This is a genomic window from Nocardioides alkalitolerans, from assembly GCA_038184435.1.
GTDB classification, from domain to species: domain Bacteria; phylum Actinomycetota; class Actinomycetes; order Propionibacteriales; family Nocardioidaceae; genus Nocardioides; species Nocardioides alkalitolerans_A.
Genome location: CP116227.1, coordinates 337,211 through 356,215, shown reverse-complemented (window position 1 = coordinate 356,215; position 19,005 = coordinate 337,211). Strand labels below are relative to the sequence as shown.

Below are 19,005 nucleotides of genomic sequence, written 5' to 3'. Positions count from 1 at the left end.
GAACCGGGAAAGCGTACCGATGACGCTCGGCAGCGCCAAACCGGTCCCCCCGGGGGGCCTGACCTGCCGCGACCTGCCGCGACGTGCCGCGACCCGCCGCGGCTCAGCCCTCGGCGCGCCGCTCGGCGATCCGCGCGAGCAGCCGCGCGTGCACCGCGGGGGTCAGGAAGGGCTCCACGTCGCCCCCGAGGCCCGCGACCTCCTTGACCAGGCTCGACGAGACGTGCGTGAACGCCGGCCGGGAGGCCACGAACACCGTCTCCAGCCCACTGAGGTGGTCGTTCATCTGGGCCATCGGCAGCTCGTACTCGTAGTCGCCCGCGCTCCGCAGCCCCTTGACGACCGCGACGGCTCCGACGGCGCTGCAGAAGTCGGTGAGCAGCCCGCTGAAGCCCTCGACGCGCACCCCGGGGAGGTCGGCCGTCGCCTCGGCGGCCATCTCGAGCCGCTCGGCGTCGCTGAACAGGCGGCGCTTGCTGGCGTTGACGCCCACGGCGAGCACGACCTCGTCGAAGAGCCGTGCCGCCCGCGTCACGATGTCGAGGTGGCCCCGCGTGAGGGGGTCGAACGAGCCCGGGCACACCGCACGCGTCATGGCGCGGGACGGTACCAGCCGCACCAGAGGGTCGTCTCGCCGTACTTGCGCCCCACCTCGAGCTCGATCCCCGGCGGCCACGCGGGCTCCGGGCTGCGCGTCGAGCGCTCGACCACGACCACCGCCTCGGCGGCCAGCCAGCCGTGCTCGACGAGGGCCGCCAGGTCGGCCTCCACCGCGGCGTCGGCCAGCGGGTAGGGCGGGTCGCTGAACACGACGTCGTACGGCGCGGCCGGGGCCCGCCCGAGCGTGGTGCCGACCGATGCCGCCACGACCTCGACCTCGGCCTCGGGTCCGCCGAGCCGGGCGCCCACGGTGCGGGCGTTGGCCGTCACGAGGGCGGCCGTGCGGCGGTCGTGCTCCACCAGCGTCACCGCCGCGCCCCGCGACCAGGCCTCGAGACCCACGGCGCCCGACCCGGCGTAGAGGTCGAGGAACCGCAGGCCCTCGAGCGTGCCCACCCACGACTCGACGCGCGAGAAGAGCGCCTCGCGGACGCGGTCGGAGGTCGGCCGGGTCGCGTCCCCCTTCGGCGTGGCCAGCCGGCGTCCGCCTGCGCGGCCGGCGACGATGCGCGTCACGACTTCTCCAGGTAGGACGCCGTCGAGGACGCCTCGAGCTCGGCGACCGCGGCCCGCACGCGCGGCAGCCCGTCGAGGTCGGGATCGGTGGCGAGCAGGTTCTCCGCGGCGCCCCGGGCCACCACGATGGTCTTCTCGTCGCGGAGCACCCGCAGCGTCTGCAGGCTCGAGCGGTAGCCCGACTGCGAGGCGCCCAGCACGTCGCCCTCCCGGCGCTGCTCGAGGTCGACGCGGGAGAGCTCGAAGCCGTCCGTGGTCGAGGCGACGGCGTCGAGCCGCTCCCGCGCCGGGGTGCCGGACTGGGCCCGCGTCACCAGGAGGCAGAGCCCCGGGAGGCCGCCACGGCCTACGCGACCGCGGAGCTGGTGGAGCTGGGAGACCCCGAAGCGGTCGGCGTCGAGCAGCACCATCGTCGTGGCGTTGGCGACATCGACGCCCACCTCGATGACGGTGGTGGAGACGAGCACGTCGATCTCGCCGGCGGCGAACCCGCGCATCACGGCGTCCTTCTCGTCGGGGTGCAGCTTGCCGTGGAGCGCCGCGACCCGCAGCCCGTGCAGCGGCCCGCCCGCGGCGGTCAGCTGCTCGAGCGTGGTCTCGACGGCGGCGGGGGCGGGGGTGCCTCCTCCCCCGTCGCCGCCCCCGGACCCGCCGGTCGCGATCGGCAGCACCTCGCCGTCCTCGTCGAGGTCGACGGCGTCGCTCTCGCCCTGCTCGCTCGTGCCCTCGCTGATGCGCGGGCACACGACGTACGCCTGGTGGCCCTTCTCCACCTCCTCGCGCACGCGCGCCCACACCCGGTCGATCCACCGGGGGGCGTCCGCGAGCGGCACGACCGTGGTCTGGATCGGGGCGCGGCCGGCCGGCAGCTCGCTGAGCACGGAGGTCTCGAGGTCGCCGAACACCGTCATCGCGACCGTGCGCGGGATCGGGGTCGCCGTCATGACGAGCACGTGGGGCGGGGTCGCGGCCTTGGCGGTGAGCGCGGCGCGCTGCTCGACGCCGAAGCGGTGCTGCTCGTCCACGACGACGAGGCCGAGGTCGGCGAAGACGACGTTGTCCTCGAGGAGGGCGTGGGTGCCGACGACGATCCCCGCCTCGCCCGACGCGATCCGCAGCAGGGCCGCCCGCCGCTGCGCCGTCGACATCGAGCCCGTCAGCAGCGCGACGCCCGTCGCCTCGTCGGCGCCGCCCAGCATCCCCGGCTGGGCGAGCGGGCCGAGCAACCGGGTCAGGGAGCGCTCGTGCTGCTGGGCGAGCACCTCGGTGGGGGCCAGCAGCACGGCCTGCCCGCCGGAGTCGACGACGCGCAGCATGGCGCGGAGCGCGACGAGCGTCTTGCCCGATCCGACCTCGCCCTGGAGCAGCCGGTTCATCGGGTGGTCGGCGGCCAGGTCGGCCTCGAGCTGCGCCCCCACCTCGCGCTGGCCCGCGGTCAGCTCGAAGGGCAGCGTCGCGTCGAAGGCGGCGAGGAGACCACCCTTCCGGCCGTCCGCGTGCACGCCCGTGCGCGGCGCCGCCGCCACCTCCCGCAGCGCGGCCCGCCGCCGGGCCAGCACGAGCTGGGTCACCAGCGCCTCGTCGAAGCGGAAGCGCTGCATCCCCCGCGTGACGTCTCCCCACGAGTCGGCCTGGTGCACCCGCTCGAAGGCCTCCCGCAGGCCGACCAGCCGGTGCGCCTCGCGCAGGGAGGGGGGCAGCGGGTCGTCCGGCTCCTCCAGCACGCTCAGCGCGAAGCCGATCGCGGCCTGCAGGTCCCACGACTCGACGCCCGCCGTCGCGCGGTAGATGGGGAAGAGGTTGCGCAGGCCCGCCACGGCCGCGCGGCCCGCCTCGTCCCGGTCGGTCGCCGGCGCGGTGTCGGGCAGCTCGAGCGGCACCATCGTCGGGTTCGTCAGCTGCCAGCGCCCCCCGAAGCTGTCGACCTTGCCGAGGAAGACCCCGACCGTGCCCACCTGGTGGCGCCGCTCGTGGTGGGTCGCCATCCCCTTGTGCGGGGCGAAGTAGGTCAGCCGCAGCGACGGGCCGTCGGTCGCGACGACGACCTCGAGCCGGTACGCCGTGCGGCGGGTGCGGCGGTCGACGTAGGACCGCAGCCGCGACTCGCTGACCCGACCCACGACGCTGACCTGCTGGCCCACCTTGAGGTCGGGGTCCAGCGTCGTCAGCTCGCCCACCGGGAGGTAGGTGCGCGGGAAGTGCCGCAGCAGGTCGCCGACCGTGCGCAGCCCCAGCTGCTCCCGCACCTTCGTGACCTTCTTGGCCGCCCCGCCGAGGACGGCCTCGATCGGGGAGTCGAGCGTGATCATGGGGGTCTGCCTCCCTCACTCCACCGACAGCAGGACGGAGTAGCGCGGCTGCCCGCCGTCGTAGGTCACGACGTCGACACCGGGGTGGACCTGCTCGACGTGGGCCGCGAGCCGGGCGGCCAGGTCGCCGGACCCTTCGCCGCCGACGATGGTCACGAGCTCGCCGCCGACGGCGAGGAGCCGGGTGAGCACCTCCACGGCGACGCCCAACCGGTCCTGCCCGACGACGGCGAAGTCGCCCATGACGACGCCGAGCACGTCGCCCGGCTCGCACGGGCCGGCCGACGTGATCGCCCGCTTCGACGCCTCGGTGACCGCGCCGTGCCGGCAGTGCCGGGCCGCGGCGGTCATCTCGAGCACGTCGGGACCGAAGGCGCGTCCCGGCTCGTGCACCGCCAGGGCGGCGAGGCCCTGCACCTGCGCCCGGCTGGGGACGACCGCGACCTCGACGTCACCGTCCTCCTCCGCCGTGCGGGCCGCGATCTCGGCGGTGCGCAGCGAGTCGTGGTCGTTGGGGAGGATCACGACCTCGGCGGCGCCCGTCCGGCGCACCGCCTCAAGCAGCATGCCCGCCGACGGCCGCTCGCCCGGACCGCCCGGCACGGCGAGGGCGCCCGCGTCCTCGAAGAGCGCCGCCAGGCCCGGCCCCGCGGAGACCGCGACGACCGCGCGGCCGGTGCGCCGCGTCGTACCCGCGCCGTGGCTGCCCGGGCGGCCGTGCCCGTGGCCGCCGCCGTGTCCGTGCACCGTGTCGTCGAAGTGGGTGATGCGGACCTGGTGGGGGCGCCCGGCGGCGATCCCGGCCTCGACCGCCGCGCCCGCGTCGTCGACGTGCACGTGGATGCTCCAGAGGTCGTCGTTGCCGACGACGACGAGCGAGTCGCCGATCTCCGCGAGCCGGGTGCGCAGCTCCGCGACGGCCTCCGGGGAGGTGGGCTCGAGGAGGTACATGACCTCGTACGCCGGCGTCGCGGCCCCGCTCGCGGCGTCGGCCTCGTCGGGCTCGGGCGTCGGCAGCGGGATCTGGTGGTGGCCGAGACGCACGGGGCCCGAGAGCCGGCGGCGCCCCGTGAGCGCGGTCTCGGCGGCGTCGAGGATGACGCTGAGGCCCCGGCCGCCGGCGTCGACGACCCCGGCGGCCGCGAGGGCGGGGAGCTGCTGGGGCGTGAGGAGGAGCGCGTCGCGTGCCGCTGCGGCTGCCGCCACGTAGACGTCGCGCGAGCGGGCGCCCGGCGCCGCAGCGGCCTCCGTCGCCGCCTCGCTGGCGGCGCGCGCGACGGTGAGGATCGTGCCCTCGACGGGCTCCCCCACCGCGGCGTAGCTCGCGGCCGTCGCGTCGGCCAGCGACCCCGCCACCAGCGTCGCGGCACGCACGTCGGGCGTGGCCTCCTCGAGGTGGGCCGCGATGGCGCCGAGCATCTGGGCCAGGATCACGCCCGAGTTGCCGCGCGCCCCCATGAGCGCCCCGCGGGCGAGGGCACGGAGGGCGAGCACGAGGTGCTCGGGTCGCACGGCCCCCGGGACCGGCGGACCCGCGTGGGCGTCACCCGCGATGCGGCCGAGCCCGGCCTCGCGGAGCACCTGGCGCAGCGACTCGCGGGCCGTCGACATCGTGAGGAACATGTTGGTGCCCGTGTCGCCGTCGGGCACGGGGAACACGTTGAGCGCGTCGATCTCCTCGCGCGCGTCCGCCAGCGCGTCGGTCGCGATGTCGACGAACCGGGCCACGACCTCGAGCCGCACGGGCTGACCGGACGGACCGGGCTGCCCGGGATCGGTCATGGGTCCTCCGGGGCTGGGCGGGGCGCAGCGGTGCGCCGTGGCGTGGCGTGATCGAGCCGAGGTTAGTCGGAGAGGCTCGGTCGTGGGACGATGCGGGGGCCGCGGCACCGGGTCGCGGCGACGATTGGCCCCCACTCCGGGGCATCCGCTACTCTTCTGCGGTTGCCTTCTCCGAGCGCCGCACCCGCGGGTCCGCTCAGTGGCGACAATCGAATCGTCTCGACATCGACTTCAGGAGTTCACGGTGGCTGCCGTCTGTGACATCTGCGACAAGAAGCCGGGCTTCGGCAACAATCGGCCGTGGTCGCGGAAGATCACGAAGCGTCGCTTCAACCCCAACATCCAGCGCGTCCGCGCGAAGGTCGGTGGCACCCCCACCCGCCTCAACGTCTGCACCGGCTGCCTCAAGGCCGGCAAGGTCACGCGCTGACCTGACGCCTCGCGTCACCACCGGAGGGCCCGCCAGCACCGCTGGCGGGCCCTCCGGCATTTCCACGTCCCCTGCCCGGCTCAGAAGTGCCGCCACCCCGTCGGGCCCTCGTGGGGGGCGCCGTCGACGGTGACCCAGGGCTCGTCGTCGGCGACGCGCTCGTGCACGCGGCCGATCACGCTCCAGCCCTCGGGCAGGGCCGCGTCGGCCGGGAACGCCGCGAGCAGGCCGTGGTCGTCGCCGCCGCTGAGCACGAACTGCTGCGGGTCGGCCCCCAGCGCCGCACCGACGGCGTGGAGCGGCTCGTCGACGCCCAGCGCCTCGGTGACGACGTCGAGCCGCACACCCGAGGCGACCGCGACGTGCGCCGCGTCCGCCAGCAGCCCGTCGGACACGTCGATGAGCGCGTGGGCGCCCGCCTCGGCGGCGGCGGCTCCCGCGTCGTACGGCGGCTCGGGGCGGCGGTAGGCGTCCACCAGCACGCGCGGTGAGCGGAAGCCCCGCCCGAGCACGGCGAGCCCCGCCGCGGCCCAGCCCTGCCGTCCGCAGAGGGCGAGCACGTCGCCGGGGAGCGCGCCGGAGCGCAGCACCGGGGCCTTTGCGACCCCGCCGATCACCGTCACGGCGGCGACGATCTCGCTGGCCCGCGTCACGTCGCCGCCGACGACCACCGCGCCGACGCGGGCGGCCTCGGCGGCGAACCCGGTCGCGAAGTCCTCGACCCAGCCGAGCGTGAGGTCGTCGGGCAGCGCGAGCCCGAGCGTCAGCGAGTGGGCGCGGCCGCCCATGGCGTTGATGTCGGAGAGGTTCTGGGCCGCGGCCCGGTGGCCGACGTCCTCCGCCGAGCACCAGTCCCGGCGGAAGTGCCGGTTCTCGACGACGAGGTCGGTGGACACGACCGCGTGGCCGCGACGGATCCGGAGCACCGCCGCGTCGTCGCCCGGCCCCACCAGCACGTCCTCGCGCTCGGCGCGGAAGCGCTCCAGGAGGGCGGCGACGACGGCGAACTCGCCCGCCTCGGTCAGCGGGGTCTCACGGGGAAGCGACGCCATGGGTCCATCCCACCAGACGACGTCCCCGTTCCGGCGCACGCCCTGCGGAGCCCTCCCGACGGGCTGCGTGGGATGCTCGGCGGCGCCCGCTCACCCGCTCACCAGGAGGTCCGCGTGCCCTCGTCCCCGCGCCGTACGCCGCGTGCCGCCGCCGGCCTGGCCCTCGCCCTCGTCGGGGCGACCGTCGGCCTCACCGCCTGCGGGGCCGACCCCGTGCGCGTCGAGGGCGCCCCTGCGCTGGCGGACCTCCCGGACGCCGACCGCGCCGCCTGCGAGGCCGTGCTCGACGCGCTGCCCGACGAGGTCGACGGGCAGGAGGTGCGGGCGATCGAGCAGGACGGCCTGGCCGCGCGGGCCTGGGGCGAGCCCGCGGTCGTCGTCGTGTGCGGCGTGGCGATGCCGGACTCGTTCACCGAGATCTCGGACTGCGAGGAGGTGGGCGGGGTGGGCTGGTACGCCGAGCCCGCGACCTACCGCGACCAGACCACCGACGCCGTGCTCACCACCATCGGGCAGGTGCCCGTGGTCGAGCTGCGCATCCCGGCCGAGCGCCGGCCGCCGGTCGAGGAGATGGTCGACGTCGCGCCCGCCGTGCTCGCCGGCACGGAGACCGTCTCCCCCTGCGTCTGAGCCTGCCCCCTGAGGCTCAGCGCAGCCCGACGTCGCGGCCGAGCGCGAGCGTGACGAGGCGGTCCACGAGCGTCGGGTAGTCGACGCCGCTCGCCGCCCACATGCGCGGGAACATCGAGAGGCTGGTGAAGCCGGGCATCGTCTCGACCTCGTTGAGCACGACCCGGCCGTCGGGGAAGACGAAGAAGTCGACGCGGGCCAGGCCCTCGCAGTCGAGGGCGTCGAACGCGGCCACCGACAGCGCGCGCACCCGGGCCTCGACGTCGGCCGGCACCTGGGCGGGCACGTCGAGGGCGGTGTTCTCCTCGGGGAGGTACTTGGCCTCGAAGTCGTAGAACGCGTGCTCCGAGGTCACCCGGATCTCCGCCAGCGCGCTCGTGCGGTGGTCCTCGGCGCCCTGCCCGGCGAGCACGCCGCACTCGATCTCGCGCGCGTCCGTCGCGGCCGCCTCGACGACGACCTTCGGGTCGTGCTGCCGGGCCTCCGCCAGTGCGGCGTCGAGGTCGGCGAGGTCGTCGACGCGGGAGATGCCGAAGCTGGAGCCCGCCCGGGCCGGCTTGACGAAGACCGGGAGCCCGAGGTCGGCGATGCGGCGGCGCACGCCCGCCTCGTCGCGCGCCCAGTCGCGCGGCGTCACCGTCACGTAGGGCAGCACGGGGAGGCCCGCCGCCTCGAAGAGGCGCTTCATGTGGATCTTGTCGGTGCCGACCGCCGAGGAGAGCACCCCGGCGCCGACGTAGCGCACGCCCGCCATCTCCAGCAGCCCCTGCAGGGTGCCGTCCTGCCCGAACGGGCCGTGCATGACGGGGAAGACGACGTCCACGTCCCCGAGCACCCGTGGCACGTCGGCGGCGTCGTGCACGACGAGCTCGGCGGTCGCACCCGGCACGAGCTGCACCGCGGTCTCGCTGCGCACCGACGGCAGGGCGCCACCCGGTCCGAGCTCCAGGCGGTTGGTGGCCGGGTCCTCGAGCACCCAGCTGCCGTCGCGGGCGATGCCGATGGGCACCACGTCGTACTTCTCGGGATCCAGCGCCGCGATCACGCTGCCGGCCGAGATGCAGGAGATCGAGTGCTCCGCCGACCGTCCGCCGAAGACGACGGCGACCCGGGGACGTGGGGAGGGCGCGCTCATGGGCGCTGACCCTACCGGCCTAGGCTCGCCCCCATGCCCGACGACTCCCCGTCCGTCCCCCTGCCCGCGGACGCCGCACCCGGCCCCGACGCTGCCGCGGGCCTCCGTCCGGCCACCCGCGCCGTCCACGTCGGCCGCCCGCCGGTCGTTCCCGACGCCCCGCTCAACACGCCGATCACCATGGCGGCGACGTACGTCGGGGGTGGGGACGTCGAGTACGGCCGCTACGGCAACCCGACCTGGCTGGCCTTCGAGGAGGCGCTCGGCAGCCTCGAGGGCGGACGCGCGCTCGCGTTCTCCTCGGGTCTCGCCGCCGTGGCCACCGTGCTCGACCTCGTCGCCGACGGCGAGACCGTCGTCGCGCCCCAGCACGCCTACCAGGGCACGCTGGGCCAGCTGGGCGACGCCGGGCTCCGCGGGCGCGCCCAGGGGAAGCTCGTCGACATCTCCGACACCGCCGCCGTCGCGGCCGCCTGCGAGGACGCCGCGATCCTCTGGGTCGAGTCGCCCACCAACCCGGCCCTCGAGGTCGCCGACATCGCCGCCGTCGCGGAGGCCGCCCACGCCGCGGGCGCCCAGGTCGTCGTCGACAACACCTTCGCGACCCCGCTCCTGCAGCGGCCGCTGGAGCTCGGCGCGGACATCGTGCTGCACTCGGCGACGAAGTACCTCGCCGGCCACTCCGACGCCCTCCTCGGCGCGCTCGTCGTGCGCGACGACGCCCTCTTCGACGTGCTCAAGGGGCGCCGCGACCTCCTCGGCGCGATCCCCGGCACCCTCGAGGCGTGGCTCGCGCTGCGCGGCCTGCGCACGCTGCACCTGCGGGTCGAGCGCGCCCAGGCGAACGCAGTCGAGCTGGTGCGCCGGCTGGAGGCGCACCCGGCGGTCTCGCGGGTGCGCTACCCCGGGTTCGGGGCGATCGTCGCCGTCGAGCTGCACGCCGGTCCCGACGCGGCCGACCTGCTGTGCCGCACCACCGACCTGTGGGTCTTCGCGACGAGCCTCGGGGGTGTCGAGTCGACGCTCGAGCGCCGGCGCCGGTGGAAGACCGAGTCGCCGACCATCCCGGAGTCGCTCGTGCGGCTCTCCGTCGGGGTCGAGGACGTCGAGGACCTCTGGGCCGACCTCGCGCAGGCGCTGGACCGCCTGGGCTGACGCGGCCTCCTCGACCAGGACCCTCAGTCTTCGTCGAGCAGCGTGACCCAGGCGGTGGGCGGGAGGCCCTCCGCGGCCTCCTGCCTCTCGAATCGACCCTGCTCCAGCCGCTCGGCCAGGCCGTCGAGGAAGGCGCGCACGGAGGGCGCCTCGGGCTCCTCCAGGTCGGGCACGTTGGGCCGCTGGAACGCCTGCCCCGCCGTACCCGTCTCCCCCGGGTCGGTGTCCACGCAGTAGCTGTCGCCCTGGAAGGCCACGAACGGGATCCAGGCGTCCGACCAGACCTCCCACCGGTACGGCGCGGGCTGCGCCGCCGGCTCCGTCAGCTCGCCCACCGCGGAGACGAGCATCGCGTGCATCGCGACGATCTCCTCCGGGCGCAGGAAGCGCATGAGGTTGAGGGGGCCGCTGATCCCGTCCTCCTGGCCGCCGACCGTGGCGAGGAGGGCGCGCAGCTCCGGCGGCCACGGCCGGCCGAGGTCGCGCTCCAGGGCGTCGAGCGTCGCGTCGTCGGCGCCGGGCAGGAAGGGGACCGTGCCCGGGAGGGCCGCCTCGACGGCCGCGCGGAACCGCTCGGCGGCCCGGCGGGTCCCTCCCGGGTCGGGCATCAGTCGGTCTCGGCCTTGGTCTCGCGCGCCACGAACGACTCCATCATGTCCCGCGCCGTCATCCGGCCGGCGACGACCTCGTCGACGTGGTGGGCGATGGGGGCGTCGACCCCCGTGCGCCGCGCGAGGTCGCGGAGCGAGCTGCACGACTTGGCGCCCTCGGCCACCTGGCGCGTCGAGGCGTAGATCTCCTCCGTCGTCATGCCCTGCCCGAGGCGCTCGCCGAACGTGCGGTTGCGGCTGAGCGGCGACGAGCAGGTCGCGACGAGGTCCCCGAGACCGGCGAGACCCATGAGCGTCAGCGGGTTGGCGCCGAGGGCCATCGAGAGCCGTGCCGTCTCCGCGAGCCCGCGGGTGATGACCGAGGCCGTCGTGTTGTCGCCGAAGCCGAGGCCGACCGCCATGCCGACGCTGAGCGCGACCACGTTCTTGTAGGCGCCGCCGATCTCGCAGCCCACGACGTCCGTCGTCGTGTAGGGCCGGAACGCCGGCGTGTGCACGAGCTTCTGGAGCCGCACGGCGGTCTCCTCGTCCTCGCAGGCCACGACGGACGCGGCGGGCTCGCGGCGCGCGATCTCCTTCGCGAGGTTGGGGCCGCTGACCACGGCCACCTGGCGGCGGGGCACGTCGAGGGACTCCTCGATCACCTCGCTCATGCGCTTCACCGTGCCGAGCTCGACGCCCTTCATGAGGGAGACCGAGACGGCGTCCCGCGGCACGAGGTCGCGCCAGCCCTCGAGGGTCGACCGGAGCGTCTGCGACGGCATCGACCAGACGACGACGTCGGCCCCCGCCATCGCCTTCTCGGGGTCGGTGGTCGCGTCGACGGTGGGCGGGATCTGGATGCCCGGCAGGTACTCCGTGTTCTCGTGCCGCTCGTTGATCCGCTCCACGACCTCGTCGCGGCGGGCCCACAGGGTCACGTCCCCGCCGCCGTCGGCGAGCACGAGCGCGAACGCCGTCCCCCAGGACCCGGCGCTCAGCACCGCCACCTTCGTCATGCGTCCTCCTCGTCGCGGCGCTGGTCGGCCTGCTGGTCGTGCGGGCGGGGCTCCTGCGGGGTCGTGGCCGTCCGCGGCGGCACGGCCCGGGGCCGTCCGAACTCGCTCACGCCCTGCGCCCGCGGGTCGAACCGCTCGGCGGGGGGCTCCTCGCCCCGGATCCCCGCGAGCAGGTCGGTGATGGCCCCCATGATGCGTTCCGTCGCCTCCGTCGCGGTCGCGGTGTCGACCCGGCCGCCGGTGAGGTCGGCCAGGTCGACGGGCGGGCCGGCGTGGATCGTCACGTGCTTGCGCGGCAGCAGCCGCGGCGTGGAGGAGTACGGCGCGAGCACGTCCTGCGCACCCCAGTGCGCCACCGGGATCACGGGCGCACCGGTCGCCAGCCCGATGCGGGCGGCACCGGTCTTGCCGGTCATGGGCCAGAGGTCGGGATCGCGCGTGATGGTGCCCTCCGGGTAGACGACGACGCACGCGCCGGCGTCGACCGCGGCGACCGCGGCCTCGTAGGCCGAGAGCCCGGCGCTCTCGCGCTCGACGGGGATCTGGCCCGCGCCCGTGAGGAAGGTGCCGAGCCCCTTGACCTCGAAGAGGCTCGACTTCGCCAGGTAGCGCGCGAGGCGACCGTGGTCGTAGACGAAGTGCGCCGCGAAGAGCGGGTCGACCTTCGTGATGTGGTTGAGCGCGATCACGCAGCCGCCCTCGGCGGGGATGTTCTCCCCGCCCACCCACGTCCGCGTCACCGCGGCCGTCAGCGTGGGCTTCAGGATGGAGGCCCCGAGCGTGTACGCCCACCCCCGGCGCTCGCTCAGCCTGCGCACCGACATCGTCTGCTCCTCACCGACACCACCCCGCGGGCGCCGCACGTGAGGATAGGCGCTCGCCACCCGGGCGGCCGACCCCGCCGTACCCCTCCCCCGCGCGACCTGCTGCGACAATCGCTCCCGATGAGCCCGTCCTCCGCCGTCGTGATCCTGCCCGTGAAGCCTCCCGCGGTCGGGAAGTCGCGCCTGGTCTCGATCCCCGTGGCGCGTCGGGAGCTCGCCGCCGCGTTCGCGCTCGACACGGCGTCCGCCGCCCTGGCGGCGCCCCGGGTGGCGGCCGTGCTCGCCCTCACCGACGACCACCTGTTCGCCGACGAGCTGGCCCGCGTGGGCTGCGTCGTGCTCCCCGACCCCGTCGACGGCGACCTCAACGGCAGCCTCCGCCAGGGCGCAGCCGAGGTGCGGCGCCGCTGGCCCGAGGCCCGTCCGGCAGCGCTCTGCGCCGACCTGCCGGCCCTCCTGCCGGAGGACCTCGACGCCGCGCTCGCCGTGGTGCTGGGCCGCCCGGGGCCGTCGTTCGTCGCCGACGCGGAGGGGACGGGCACCGTGCTCTACTCCGCCGCGCCCGAGGAGTTCGCGCCGCAGTTCGGCGCCGGATCCGCCGAGGCCCATGCCCACGGCGGCGCGGACGCCGTGCCCGGCGAGCTGCTCACGCTCCGGCGGGACGTCGACGACGCGTCGGCCCTCGTGGCCGCGGCCCGCCTCGGCCTCGGCGCCCGCACCCGCGCGCTGCTGGCCTGACGCTCCTCCCCTTCCCCCGGTCGTGGTGCCGGGCCCACGGAGACCGCAGGGCTGACACCACGACCCGGGGAGGTACGGCGGCGCTCCCGTCAGGCGTCGCTGCTCGGCTTGTCGGGGGTCGACGTCGGGGTCGCCGGTGCCGGGCTCTCCGCAGCCTTGCTCGCGGCGGGGGCCTTCTTCGCCGGGGCCTTCTTCGCCGGGGCCTTCTCGGCCGGGGCCTTCGTCGCCGCGGACGCCTTTTTCGTGGCGGACCCCTTCTTCGTGGCGGGCGTCTTCTTAGTCGTCGTCTTCGTGGCCGTGGACTTCGTGGCCGAGGACTTCTTCGCCGGGGACTTCGTCGCCGGGGACTTCTTAGCCGTCGACTTCGTTGCCGGCGAAGCCGCGGCCGTGCTCGTCGACGACGCCGTGGTCGCCTTCTTGGCGGGCGCCTTCTTGGCGGGCGCCTTCTTCGCTGGCGCCTTCTTCGCAGGCGCCTTCTTCGCAGGCGCCTTCTTCGCAGGCGCCTTCTTGGCGGGCGCCGCCTCCGTGGCGGTCTCCGTCGGGGCCGGCGAGCTCCCCTTCCGCGAGCCGCGGCCGGTCACCTTGGCGACCAGCCCGCTGGCCGCATCACCGGCCGCCTCGACCGTGGCCGCGGGCAGCTGCTTGGCGCCCGAGATGACGTTGCGGAGGTCGGCGCCCGGGGTGAACTTCGGGACGGCCTTCTTCGCCGCCTCGATCAGCTCGCCCGTCTGCGGGTTGCGGACCACACGGGCCTCGCGCACCCGCTTCTCGAACGCACCGAAACCGGTGATGACGACCTTCTCGCCCCGGGCGACCTCGCGGGTGATGGTGTCCACCACGGCGTCGAGGGCCTCGGCGGCCGCCTTCTTGTTGCCCTCGAACTTCGCGGACAGGGCGTCGACGAACTGCGACTTGTTCACTGGTGTCCTTCCGGTGCCCCCGGGCGGCCCCGTGCCTCGCGGGTGGTGATCGTGAACGCTAGGTCGCCGACGCCCCCGCCACAACGGTCGGGGACCGATTTCCTGGGGCGGGAGCGCCGGCGGCGCGACACGACGGCAGGGGTCAGCGCGCCAGGAAGTCACCCAGCGCCGCGTTGAACTCGGCGGCGTGGCTGACGTTGAAGCCGTGGGGCGCACCCTCGACCACCACGAGCTCCGCGCCGGCGATCGCGTCGGCGGAGCGCTTGCCCGACACCTCGAACGGCACCGTGGCGTCGCCGTCACCGTGGATGACGAGGGTCGGGACGGTGATGGCCGCCAGGTCCCCGCGGAAGTCGGTGCGCGCGAACGCGTGCACGCAGCCGGCGAGCGACGCCGTCGTGGCGGGCTCGGTCAGGGCGAGCGCCTTCTGCCGCTCCTCCTCGTTCACCTTCAGCTCGCCGTCGACCGAGAAGAAGTCGGTGACGAACCCGTCGAGGAAGTTCTCGCGGTCGTCGGTCACGCCGTCGACGAACCCCTGCACGTCGTCCTCGCCGAGGCCTCCCTCGGGGTTGTCGTCGGTCTTCAGCAGGTAGGGCGGCACCGCGGCCGCCAGCACGGCCGAGCGGACGCGGTCCGCGCCGTACGTCGAGAGGTAGCGCACCACCTCACCTCCGCCCATGGAGAAGCCGATGAGCGTGACGTCCCGCAGGTCGAGCTCGGTGAGGAGGCCGTCGAGGTCGGCGGCCAGCGTGTCGTAGTCGTAGCCGGTCTCCGGCTTGTCGGACGCGCCGAAGCCGCGCCGGTCGTAGGCGACGACGCGGTGGCCGGCCTGCATGAGGACGCTCGCCTGGTTCTCCCAGGAGGCGGCGCTGAGCGGCCAGCCGTGGATGAGCACCACGGGCCGGCCCTCGCCGCCCGTGTCGGTGACGTTGAGGTTGATGCCGTTGGACGGGACGGAGGTCATCGATGACTCCTCGGGGATCGTCGATCGCGCCGGCCCGCGGGGGGGACCGGTCCGGACCATCGTGCTTCGGCACCGGTCACGGACCGGATGGGTCAGCCCGTCTCGCCCGTCGACCCCGGCCAGATCTCGTCGGTCACGTAGCGCTCGCCGACCGCGACGTCGTACTGCACGAGCCGCAGGTCGTGCAGGAGGCGCTGCTGCTCCGCGTCGAGGTCCGCCTCGGCCACCACGTCGCCGTCGCGCGTCACGATCTGGCCCTGGAAGACCGACCCGACGCGCTCGTGGAAGGTGCGCAGGAGCGCGAGGTAGGGCGGCAGCGGCGCGTCGGCCACGTCGTACAGGTAGGGCATGAGGAGCGCCGACGAGCTCACGCCCGCGTCGAGCGGCACGTTGCCGCGGTTGCTCCAGGCGAAGAACGGCGTCGAGTGCATGGCGATGTCGCCGTTGAGCCGGCGGAAGCTGTCGCCGTAGAAGCCCGGCAGGTGGTCGCCGTAGAAGAGCACGACGGTGTCCTCGTCGCTCTCCTCGAGGGCGTCGAGGAAGTCGCGCAGCGCGGCGTCGGTGTCCGAGATGCCCCGCACGTAGTCGCCGAGCGCCAGCGTGAACGACGGGCCGAGCGTGACGCCGTCGGCCGTCCCGACCTCGGGCACCTCGTCGTACTTGTTGCCGTACTGCGCGTGGTTCTGCATCGTCACCAGGTTGGTGACGAGCGGGGCGTCGGACTCCTCGATCTGCGCGAGCACCTCGTCGAAGGCCGCCGTGTCGTCGATGTAGGGGTTCTCCTCGGTGCGGTCGGTGAACCGCATCTGGTCCTCGGTGACGAACTCGTCGAACCCGAAGGTGTCGTAGACGCTGGGGCGCTTGTACATGCCCGCGAGGTAGGGGTGCACCGCCACCGCCCGGTGGCCCTCGGTGCGCAGCGTGCCGACCAGCGACGGGTACGTCGCGAAGTTCGGCACCAGCATCTGGTAGGGCACCACCATCTGCGGGGCGAAGAGCCCGAGGTGCTCGCCCGTCAGCACCTCGAACTCGGCGTTGGCCGTGCCGCCGCCGATGCCGGTCGCGAGCATGGTGCCGGACGTCGTGCCGGCCATCGTCTCCCGCGTGAACGGGATGGGGTCCTCGGGGATGTCGAGCCCCTCGAGGGCCGTGGGGTCGGAGAACGACTCGCTGAGGACCACGACGACGTTGGTGTCGGCGAACGAGCCGTCGCGACCCACGTTGAGCCCGTCGGCGGCGGTCTCCCACCGGGCGAGGAGGTCCTGCATCGCGGCCTCGGAGTAGCCCTCCGGCCGCTCCATCGCGGCGGTCGGCATGTTGTAGAGGAACCCGCCGACCACGCTGTTGGAGAGGTAGTTCTCCTGCTGGCTCCAGGGGCGCCACTGGGCGCCGCGCTCCTCGTAGAGCGCCCGCCAGGCGTTGCCGTCCTGGTTGAAGCGACCCAGCTGCAGGACCATCAGGCCCGTCACGACCAGCACGAGCGCGCGCACGGCGACGACCGTCCACAGCTCACGCCCCCGGGTGCGCGGACGCCCGCGGCGGCCCGTCAGCCACTCACCGCCGCCGCCGACCGCGGCGACGATGACCACGACCAGGAGCAGCACCAGCACCGCCAGCACGGGCGGCACCATCGAGAAGAGGAAGCCGGGCTCGCTGAGGAAGGCGAGGTCGGCCGGGTAGAGAGGCTCTTGCCGCTCGTCCAGCTTGCGCAGCGCTGCGGTGAGGACGAGGGGCACCAGGGCCAGCACCACGCCCGTCGTCCACCACCACCGGCCGATCGCGGCCCAGGCGAGCATGAGGAGCGTCCAGAGCACGAGCACGTCGGCGCCGAGGAGGCCCGAGCGGCGCATGAGGCGCTCGTCCCAGGCGTACTGCGGCTGCGTGCCCATGAGCGTCAGGTTGAGGACGAGGGCGATGACCACCGCGATGACGAACAGCCCCGCCGCGCCCAGGAAGGCGCTGAGGAGACGGCGGGTCCACCACCGCGACGTGCCGAAGGCGAGCACCCGTCGTCGGCGCCACCACGTGTCCGGGCGCGCCTCGACGCGCTCCTGCTCCCCCTCGACCACCCGAAGAGGGTAGGTGAACGCCAGGTGGACGCGGGGAGAACCCCCCGTGGCGGGCCCAGATCACACCGGCGGGGCGGACCGGATCGGTCCGCCCCGCCGGGGGTCGTGCTGCGCTGCGCGGCCTTCAGGCGCGCTGCGTCACCGGCTTCCAGCGCGGCCGCGCGGCCTCGTACGCCGCGATGTCGGCCTCGTGGCCGAGGGTGATGCCGATGTCGTCGAGGCCCTCGAGCAGGCGCCACCGGGTGTAGGGGTCGATGTCGAAGGAGTCCTCGACCGCGCCCACGCCCTCGCCGGCACGCACGGTCTGCGTCTCGAGGTCCACCGTGACGGTCGTGCCCGGGTTCTCCTCCAGGAGCGCCCAGAGCCGCTGCACGACCTTCTCGTCGACCTGCGCGGCCACGAGGCCGGACTTGCCGGAGTTGCCGCGGAAGATGTCGGCGAAGCGCGGGCTGATCACGGCGCGGAAGCCGTAGTTCTGCAGCGCCCACACCGCGTGCTCGCGGGACGAGCCCGTGCCGAAGTCGGGCCCGGCGACGAGGACGGAGCCCGCGGCGTACGCCGGGTCGTTGAGCACGAAGGAGGGGTCGTTGCGCCAGGCGGCGAAGAGCCCGTCCTCGAAGCCCGAGCGGGTCACGCGCTTGAGGTAGACCGCGGGGATGATCTGGTCGGTGTCGACGTTGCTGCGCCGCAGCGGGACGCCGATGCCGGTGTGCGAGGTGAACTTGTCCATGACGACTCCTCGTCAGCTCAGCGGGCGCCGGCGGCGGCCGGCTCCAGGTCGGCGGGGGACGACAGCGTGCCGCGGATCGCGGTCGCGGCGGCGACGGGCACCGAGACGAGGTGCGTGCGACCGCCCTTGCCCTGACGCCCCTCGAAGTTGCGGTTGGAGGTCGACGCGCTGCGCTCCCCCGGGGCCAGCTGGTCGGGGTTCATGCCGAGGCACATCGAGCAGCCCGCCCCCCGCCACTCCGCGCCGGCCTCCTTGAAGACGGCGTCGAGGCCCTCCGCCTCGGCCTGCAGGCGGACCCGCACCGAGCCGGGCACGACGAGCAGCCGGGTGTCGGCGGCGACCTGACGACCCTTGAGCACCTCGGCGGCGAGGCGGAGGTCCTCGATCCGGCCGTTCGTGCAGGAGCCGACGAAGACCGTGTCGACCTTCACCTCGCGCAGCGGGGTGCCGGCCTCGAGGCCCATGTAGGCGAGCGCCTTCTCGGCGGCGATCTTGTCGTCGGGCTCCTCGAAGTCGTCGGGCGACGGGACGGTGGCACCGAGGGGCGCGCCCTGGCCGGGGTTGGTGCCCCAGGTGACGAAAGGGGTCATCTCGGACGCGTCGAGCACGATCTCGCGGTCGAACTCGGCGCCCTCGTCGGTCACCAGCGTGCGCCAGTGGGCGACCGCCGCGTCCCAGTCCTCGCCCTGCGGGGCCTCGGGGCGGCCCTCGATGTAGGCGAACGTCGTCTCGTCGGGCGCGATGAGGCCGGCCTTCGCACCCCACTCGATCGACATGTTGCAGACCGTCATGCGGGCCTCCATGGAGAGCTCGCGGATGGCCTGCCCGCGGTACTCCACGATGTAGCCCTGGCCGCCGCCCGTGCCGGCGTGCGTGATGAGGGTCAGCACGAGGTCCTTGGCGGTGACGCCCTCGGGCAGCGAGCCGTTGACGGTCACGGCCATGGTCTTCGGCTTGGCCTGCGGCAGCGTCTGCGTGGCGAGCACGTGCTCGACCTCGGAGGTGCCGATGCCGAACGCGATCGCGCCGAACGCGCCGTGGGTCGAGGTGTGCGAGTCACCGCACACGATGGTCATGCCGGGCTGCGTCAGACCGAGCTGGGGACCGACGACGTGCACGATGCCCTGCTCGACGTCGCCCAGCGGGTGCAGGCGCACGCCGAACTCCTCGGCGTTCTTGCGCAGCGTCTCCACCTGCGTGCGCGACACCGGGTCGGCGATCGGCTTGTCCCAGTCGACGGTGGGGACGTTGTGGTCCTCGGTCGCGAGCGTCAGGTCGGGGCGGCGGAGGCGGCGACCGGCGAGCCGGAGGCCGTCGAACGCCTGCGGCGAGGTGACCTCGTGCAACAGGTGCAGGTCGATGTACAGGAGGTCGGGTTCGCCCTCCGCGCTCCGGACGACGTGCTCGTCCCACACCTTCTCCACCAGCGTGCGTGCGCCCGCCTTGCCCATGATTCCTCCAACAACGCCACAGTTGTCATCT

General features: G+C 74.4%; 18 protein-coding genes. 4 read left to right on the top strand and 14 right to left on the bottom strand.

Annotation, left to right across the window (positions count from 1 at the left end; translation table 11 throughout):
* Nucleotides 1-103: 103 nt before the first annotated feature.
* From coaD to PIR53_01725, 4 genes are read right to left on the bottom strand one after another with little or no spacing between them, the layout of a single operon-like run.
* Nucleotides 104-595 (bottom strand): pantetheine-phosphate adenylyltransferase, encoded by a 492-nt coding sequence (gene coaD, locus PIR53_01740; protein WZH52731.1) that lies wholly within the window; start codon nucleotides 593-595, stop codon nucleotides 104-106.
* Nucleotides 592-1,176, bottom strand: coding sequence for a 16S rRNA (guanine(966)-N(2))-methyltransferase RsmD (gene rsmD / locus PIR53_01735; GenBank protein WZH52730.1), 585 nt, complete (start codon nucleotides 1,174-1,176; stop codon nucleotides 592-594). Before rsmD ends, coaD begins: the two co-directional genes overlap by 4 nt.
* A complete protein-coding gene (locus PIR53_01730; protein ID WZH52729.1) occupies nucleotides 1,173-3,485 on the bottom strand; it encodes an ATP-dependent DNA helicase RecG in 2,313 nt (770 codons plus the stop codon). The genes rsmD and PIR53_01730 overlap by 4 nt, the downstream gene beginning before the upstream one ends.
* Before the next feature lie 15 nt (nucleotides 3,486-3,500).
* Complete coding sequence (locus tag PIR53_01725) at nucleotides 3,501-5,267, bottom strand: DAK2 domain-containing protein (GenBank protein WZH52728.1); 1,767 nt, start codon at nucleotides 5,265-5,267, stop codon at nucleotides 3,501-3,503.
* A gap of 244 nt (nucleotides 5,268-5,511) precedes the next feature.
* Here PIR53_01725 and rpmB point away from each other — a divergent pair, with 244 nt between their 5' ends.
* Nucleotides 5,512-5,697 carry a 50S ribosomal protein L28 gene (gene rpmB / locus PIR53_01720; GenBank protein WZH52727.1) on the top strand — a complete coding sequence of 62 codons (186 nt, stop codon included), beginning with the start codon at nucleotides 5,512-5,514 and terminating at the stop codon, nucleotides 5,695-5,697.
* An 80-nt stretch (nucleotides 5,698-5,777) separates the two neighbouring features.
* Here rpmB and PIR53_01715 read toward each other — a convergent pair whose 3' ends face one another.
* Entirely contained in the window at nucleotides 5,778-6,749 is a 972-nt protein-coding gene (locus PIR53_01715; protein ID WZH52726.1) for a thiamine-phosphate kinase, read from the bottom strand.
* A 114-nt stretch (nucleotides 6,750-6,863) separates the two neighbouring features.
* Between PIR53_01715 and PIR53_01710 the strand changes: the two genes are divergently transcribed.
* Nucleotides 6,864-7,379: a DUF3515 family protein gene (locus PIR53_01710; GenBank protein WZH52725.1), complete on the top strand. Its 516-nt coding sequence runs from the start codon at nucleotides 6,864-6,866 to the stop codon at nucleotides 7,377-7,379.
* A 16-nt stretch (nucleotides 7,380-7,395) separates the two neighbouring features.
* Here the strand turns inward: PIR53_01710 and PIR53_01705 are convergent, their stop codons facing one another.
* Nucleotides 7,396-8,514 (bottom strand): D-alanine--D-alanine ligase, encoded by a 1,119-nt coding sequence (locus tag PIR53_01705; GenBank protein WZH52724.1) that lies wholly within the window; start codon nucleotides 8,512-8,514, stop codon nucleotides 7,396-7,398.
* Between the two features lie 33 nt (nucleotides 8,515-8,547).
* Between PIR53_01705 and PIR53_01700 the strand changes: the two genes are divergently transcribed.
* A complete protein-coding gene (locus PIR53_01700; GenBank protein WZH52723.1) occupies nucleotides 8,548-9,669 on the top strand; it encodes a PLP-dependent transferase in 1,122 nt (373 codons plus the stop codon).
* Between the two features lie 23 nt (nucleotides 9,670-9,692).
* Here PIR53_01700 and PIR53_01695 read toward each other — a convergent pair whose 3' ends face one another.
* From PIR53_01695 to PIR53_01685, 3 genes are read right to left on the bottom strand one after another with little or no spacing between them, the layout of a single operon-like run.
* Nucleotides 9,693-10,277, bottom strand: coding sequence for an SMI1/KNR4 family protein (locus PIR53_01695; GenBank protein ID WZH52722.1), 585 nt, complete (start codon nucleotides 10,275-10,277; stop codon nucleotides 9,693-9,695).
* On the bottom strand, nucleotides 10,277-11,278 hold the full coding sequence (locus PIR53_01690; protein ID WZH52721.1) for an NAD(P)-dependent glycerol-3-phosphate dehydrogenase: 1,002 nt from the start codon (nucleotides 11,276-11,278) through the stop codon (nucleotides 10,277-10,279). Before PIR53_01690 ends, PIR53_01695 begins: the two co-directional genes overlap by 1 nt.
* Nucleotides 11,275-12,102, bottom strand: a complete 828-nt coding sequence (locus PIR53_01685) for a lysophospholipid acyltransferase family protein (protein ID WZH52720.1) — start codon at nucleotides 12,100-12,102, stop codon at nucleotides 11,275-11,277. Before PIR53_01685 ends, PIR53_01690 begins: the two co-directional genes overlap by 4 nt.
* A gap of 120 nt (nucleotides 12,103-12,222) precedes the next feature.
* Here PIR53_01685 and cofC point away from each other — a divergent pair, with 120 nt between their 5' ends.
* Complete coding sequence (cofC, locus tag PIR53_01680) at nucleotides 12,223-12,840, top strand: 2-phospho-L-lactate guanylyltransferase (protein WZH52719.1); 618 nt, start codon at nucleotides 12,223-12,225, stop codon at nucleotides 12,838-12,840.
* Between the two features lie 89 nt (nucleotides 12,841-12,929).
* Here cofC and PIR53_01675 read toward each other — a convergent pair whose 3' ends face one another.
* From PIR53_01675 to leuC, 5 genes are all read right to left on the bottom strand, one after another.
* Complete coding sequence (locus PIR53_01675; GenBank protein WZH52718.1) at nucleotides 12,930-13,760, bottom strand: HU family DNA-binding protein; 831 nt, start codon at nucleotides 13,758-13,760, stop codon at nucleotides 12,930-12,932.
* A 142-nt stretch (nucleotides 13,761-13,902) separates the two neighbouring features.
* Nucleotides 13,903-14,724 carry an alpha/beta hydrolase gene (locus tag PIR53_01670; GenBank protein WZH52717.1) on the bottom strand — a complete coding sequence of 274 codons (822 nt, stop codon included), beginning with the start codon at nucleotides 14,722-14,724 and terminating at the stop codon, nucleotides 13,903-13,905.
* A 92-nt stretch (nucleotides 14,725-14,816) separates the two neighbouring features.
* On the bottom strand, nucleotides 14,817-16,793 hold the full coding sequence (locus tag PIR53_01665; protein ID WZH52716.1) for an LTA synthase family protein: 1,977 nt from the start codon (nucleotides 16,791-16,793) through the stop codon (nucleotides 14,817-14,819).
* Between the two features lie 124 nt (nucleotides 16,794-16,917).
* Entirely contained in the window at nucleotides 16,918-17,523 is a 606-nt protein-coding gene (gene leuD / locus PIR53_01660; protein ID WZH52715.1) for a 3-isopropylmalate dehydratase small subunit, read from the bottom strand.
* Between the two features lie 17 nt (nucleotides 17,524-17,540).
* Nucleotides 17,541-18,974, bottom strand: a complete 1,434-nt coding sequence (gene leuC, locus PIR53_01655) for a 3-isopropylmalate dehydratase large subunit (protein ID WZH52714.1) — start codon at nucleotides 18,972-18,974, stop codon at nucleotides 17,541-17,543.
* Nucleotides 18,975-19,005: the final 31 nt, after the last annotated feature.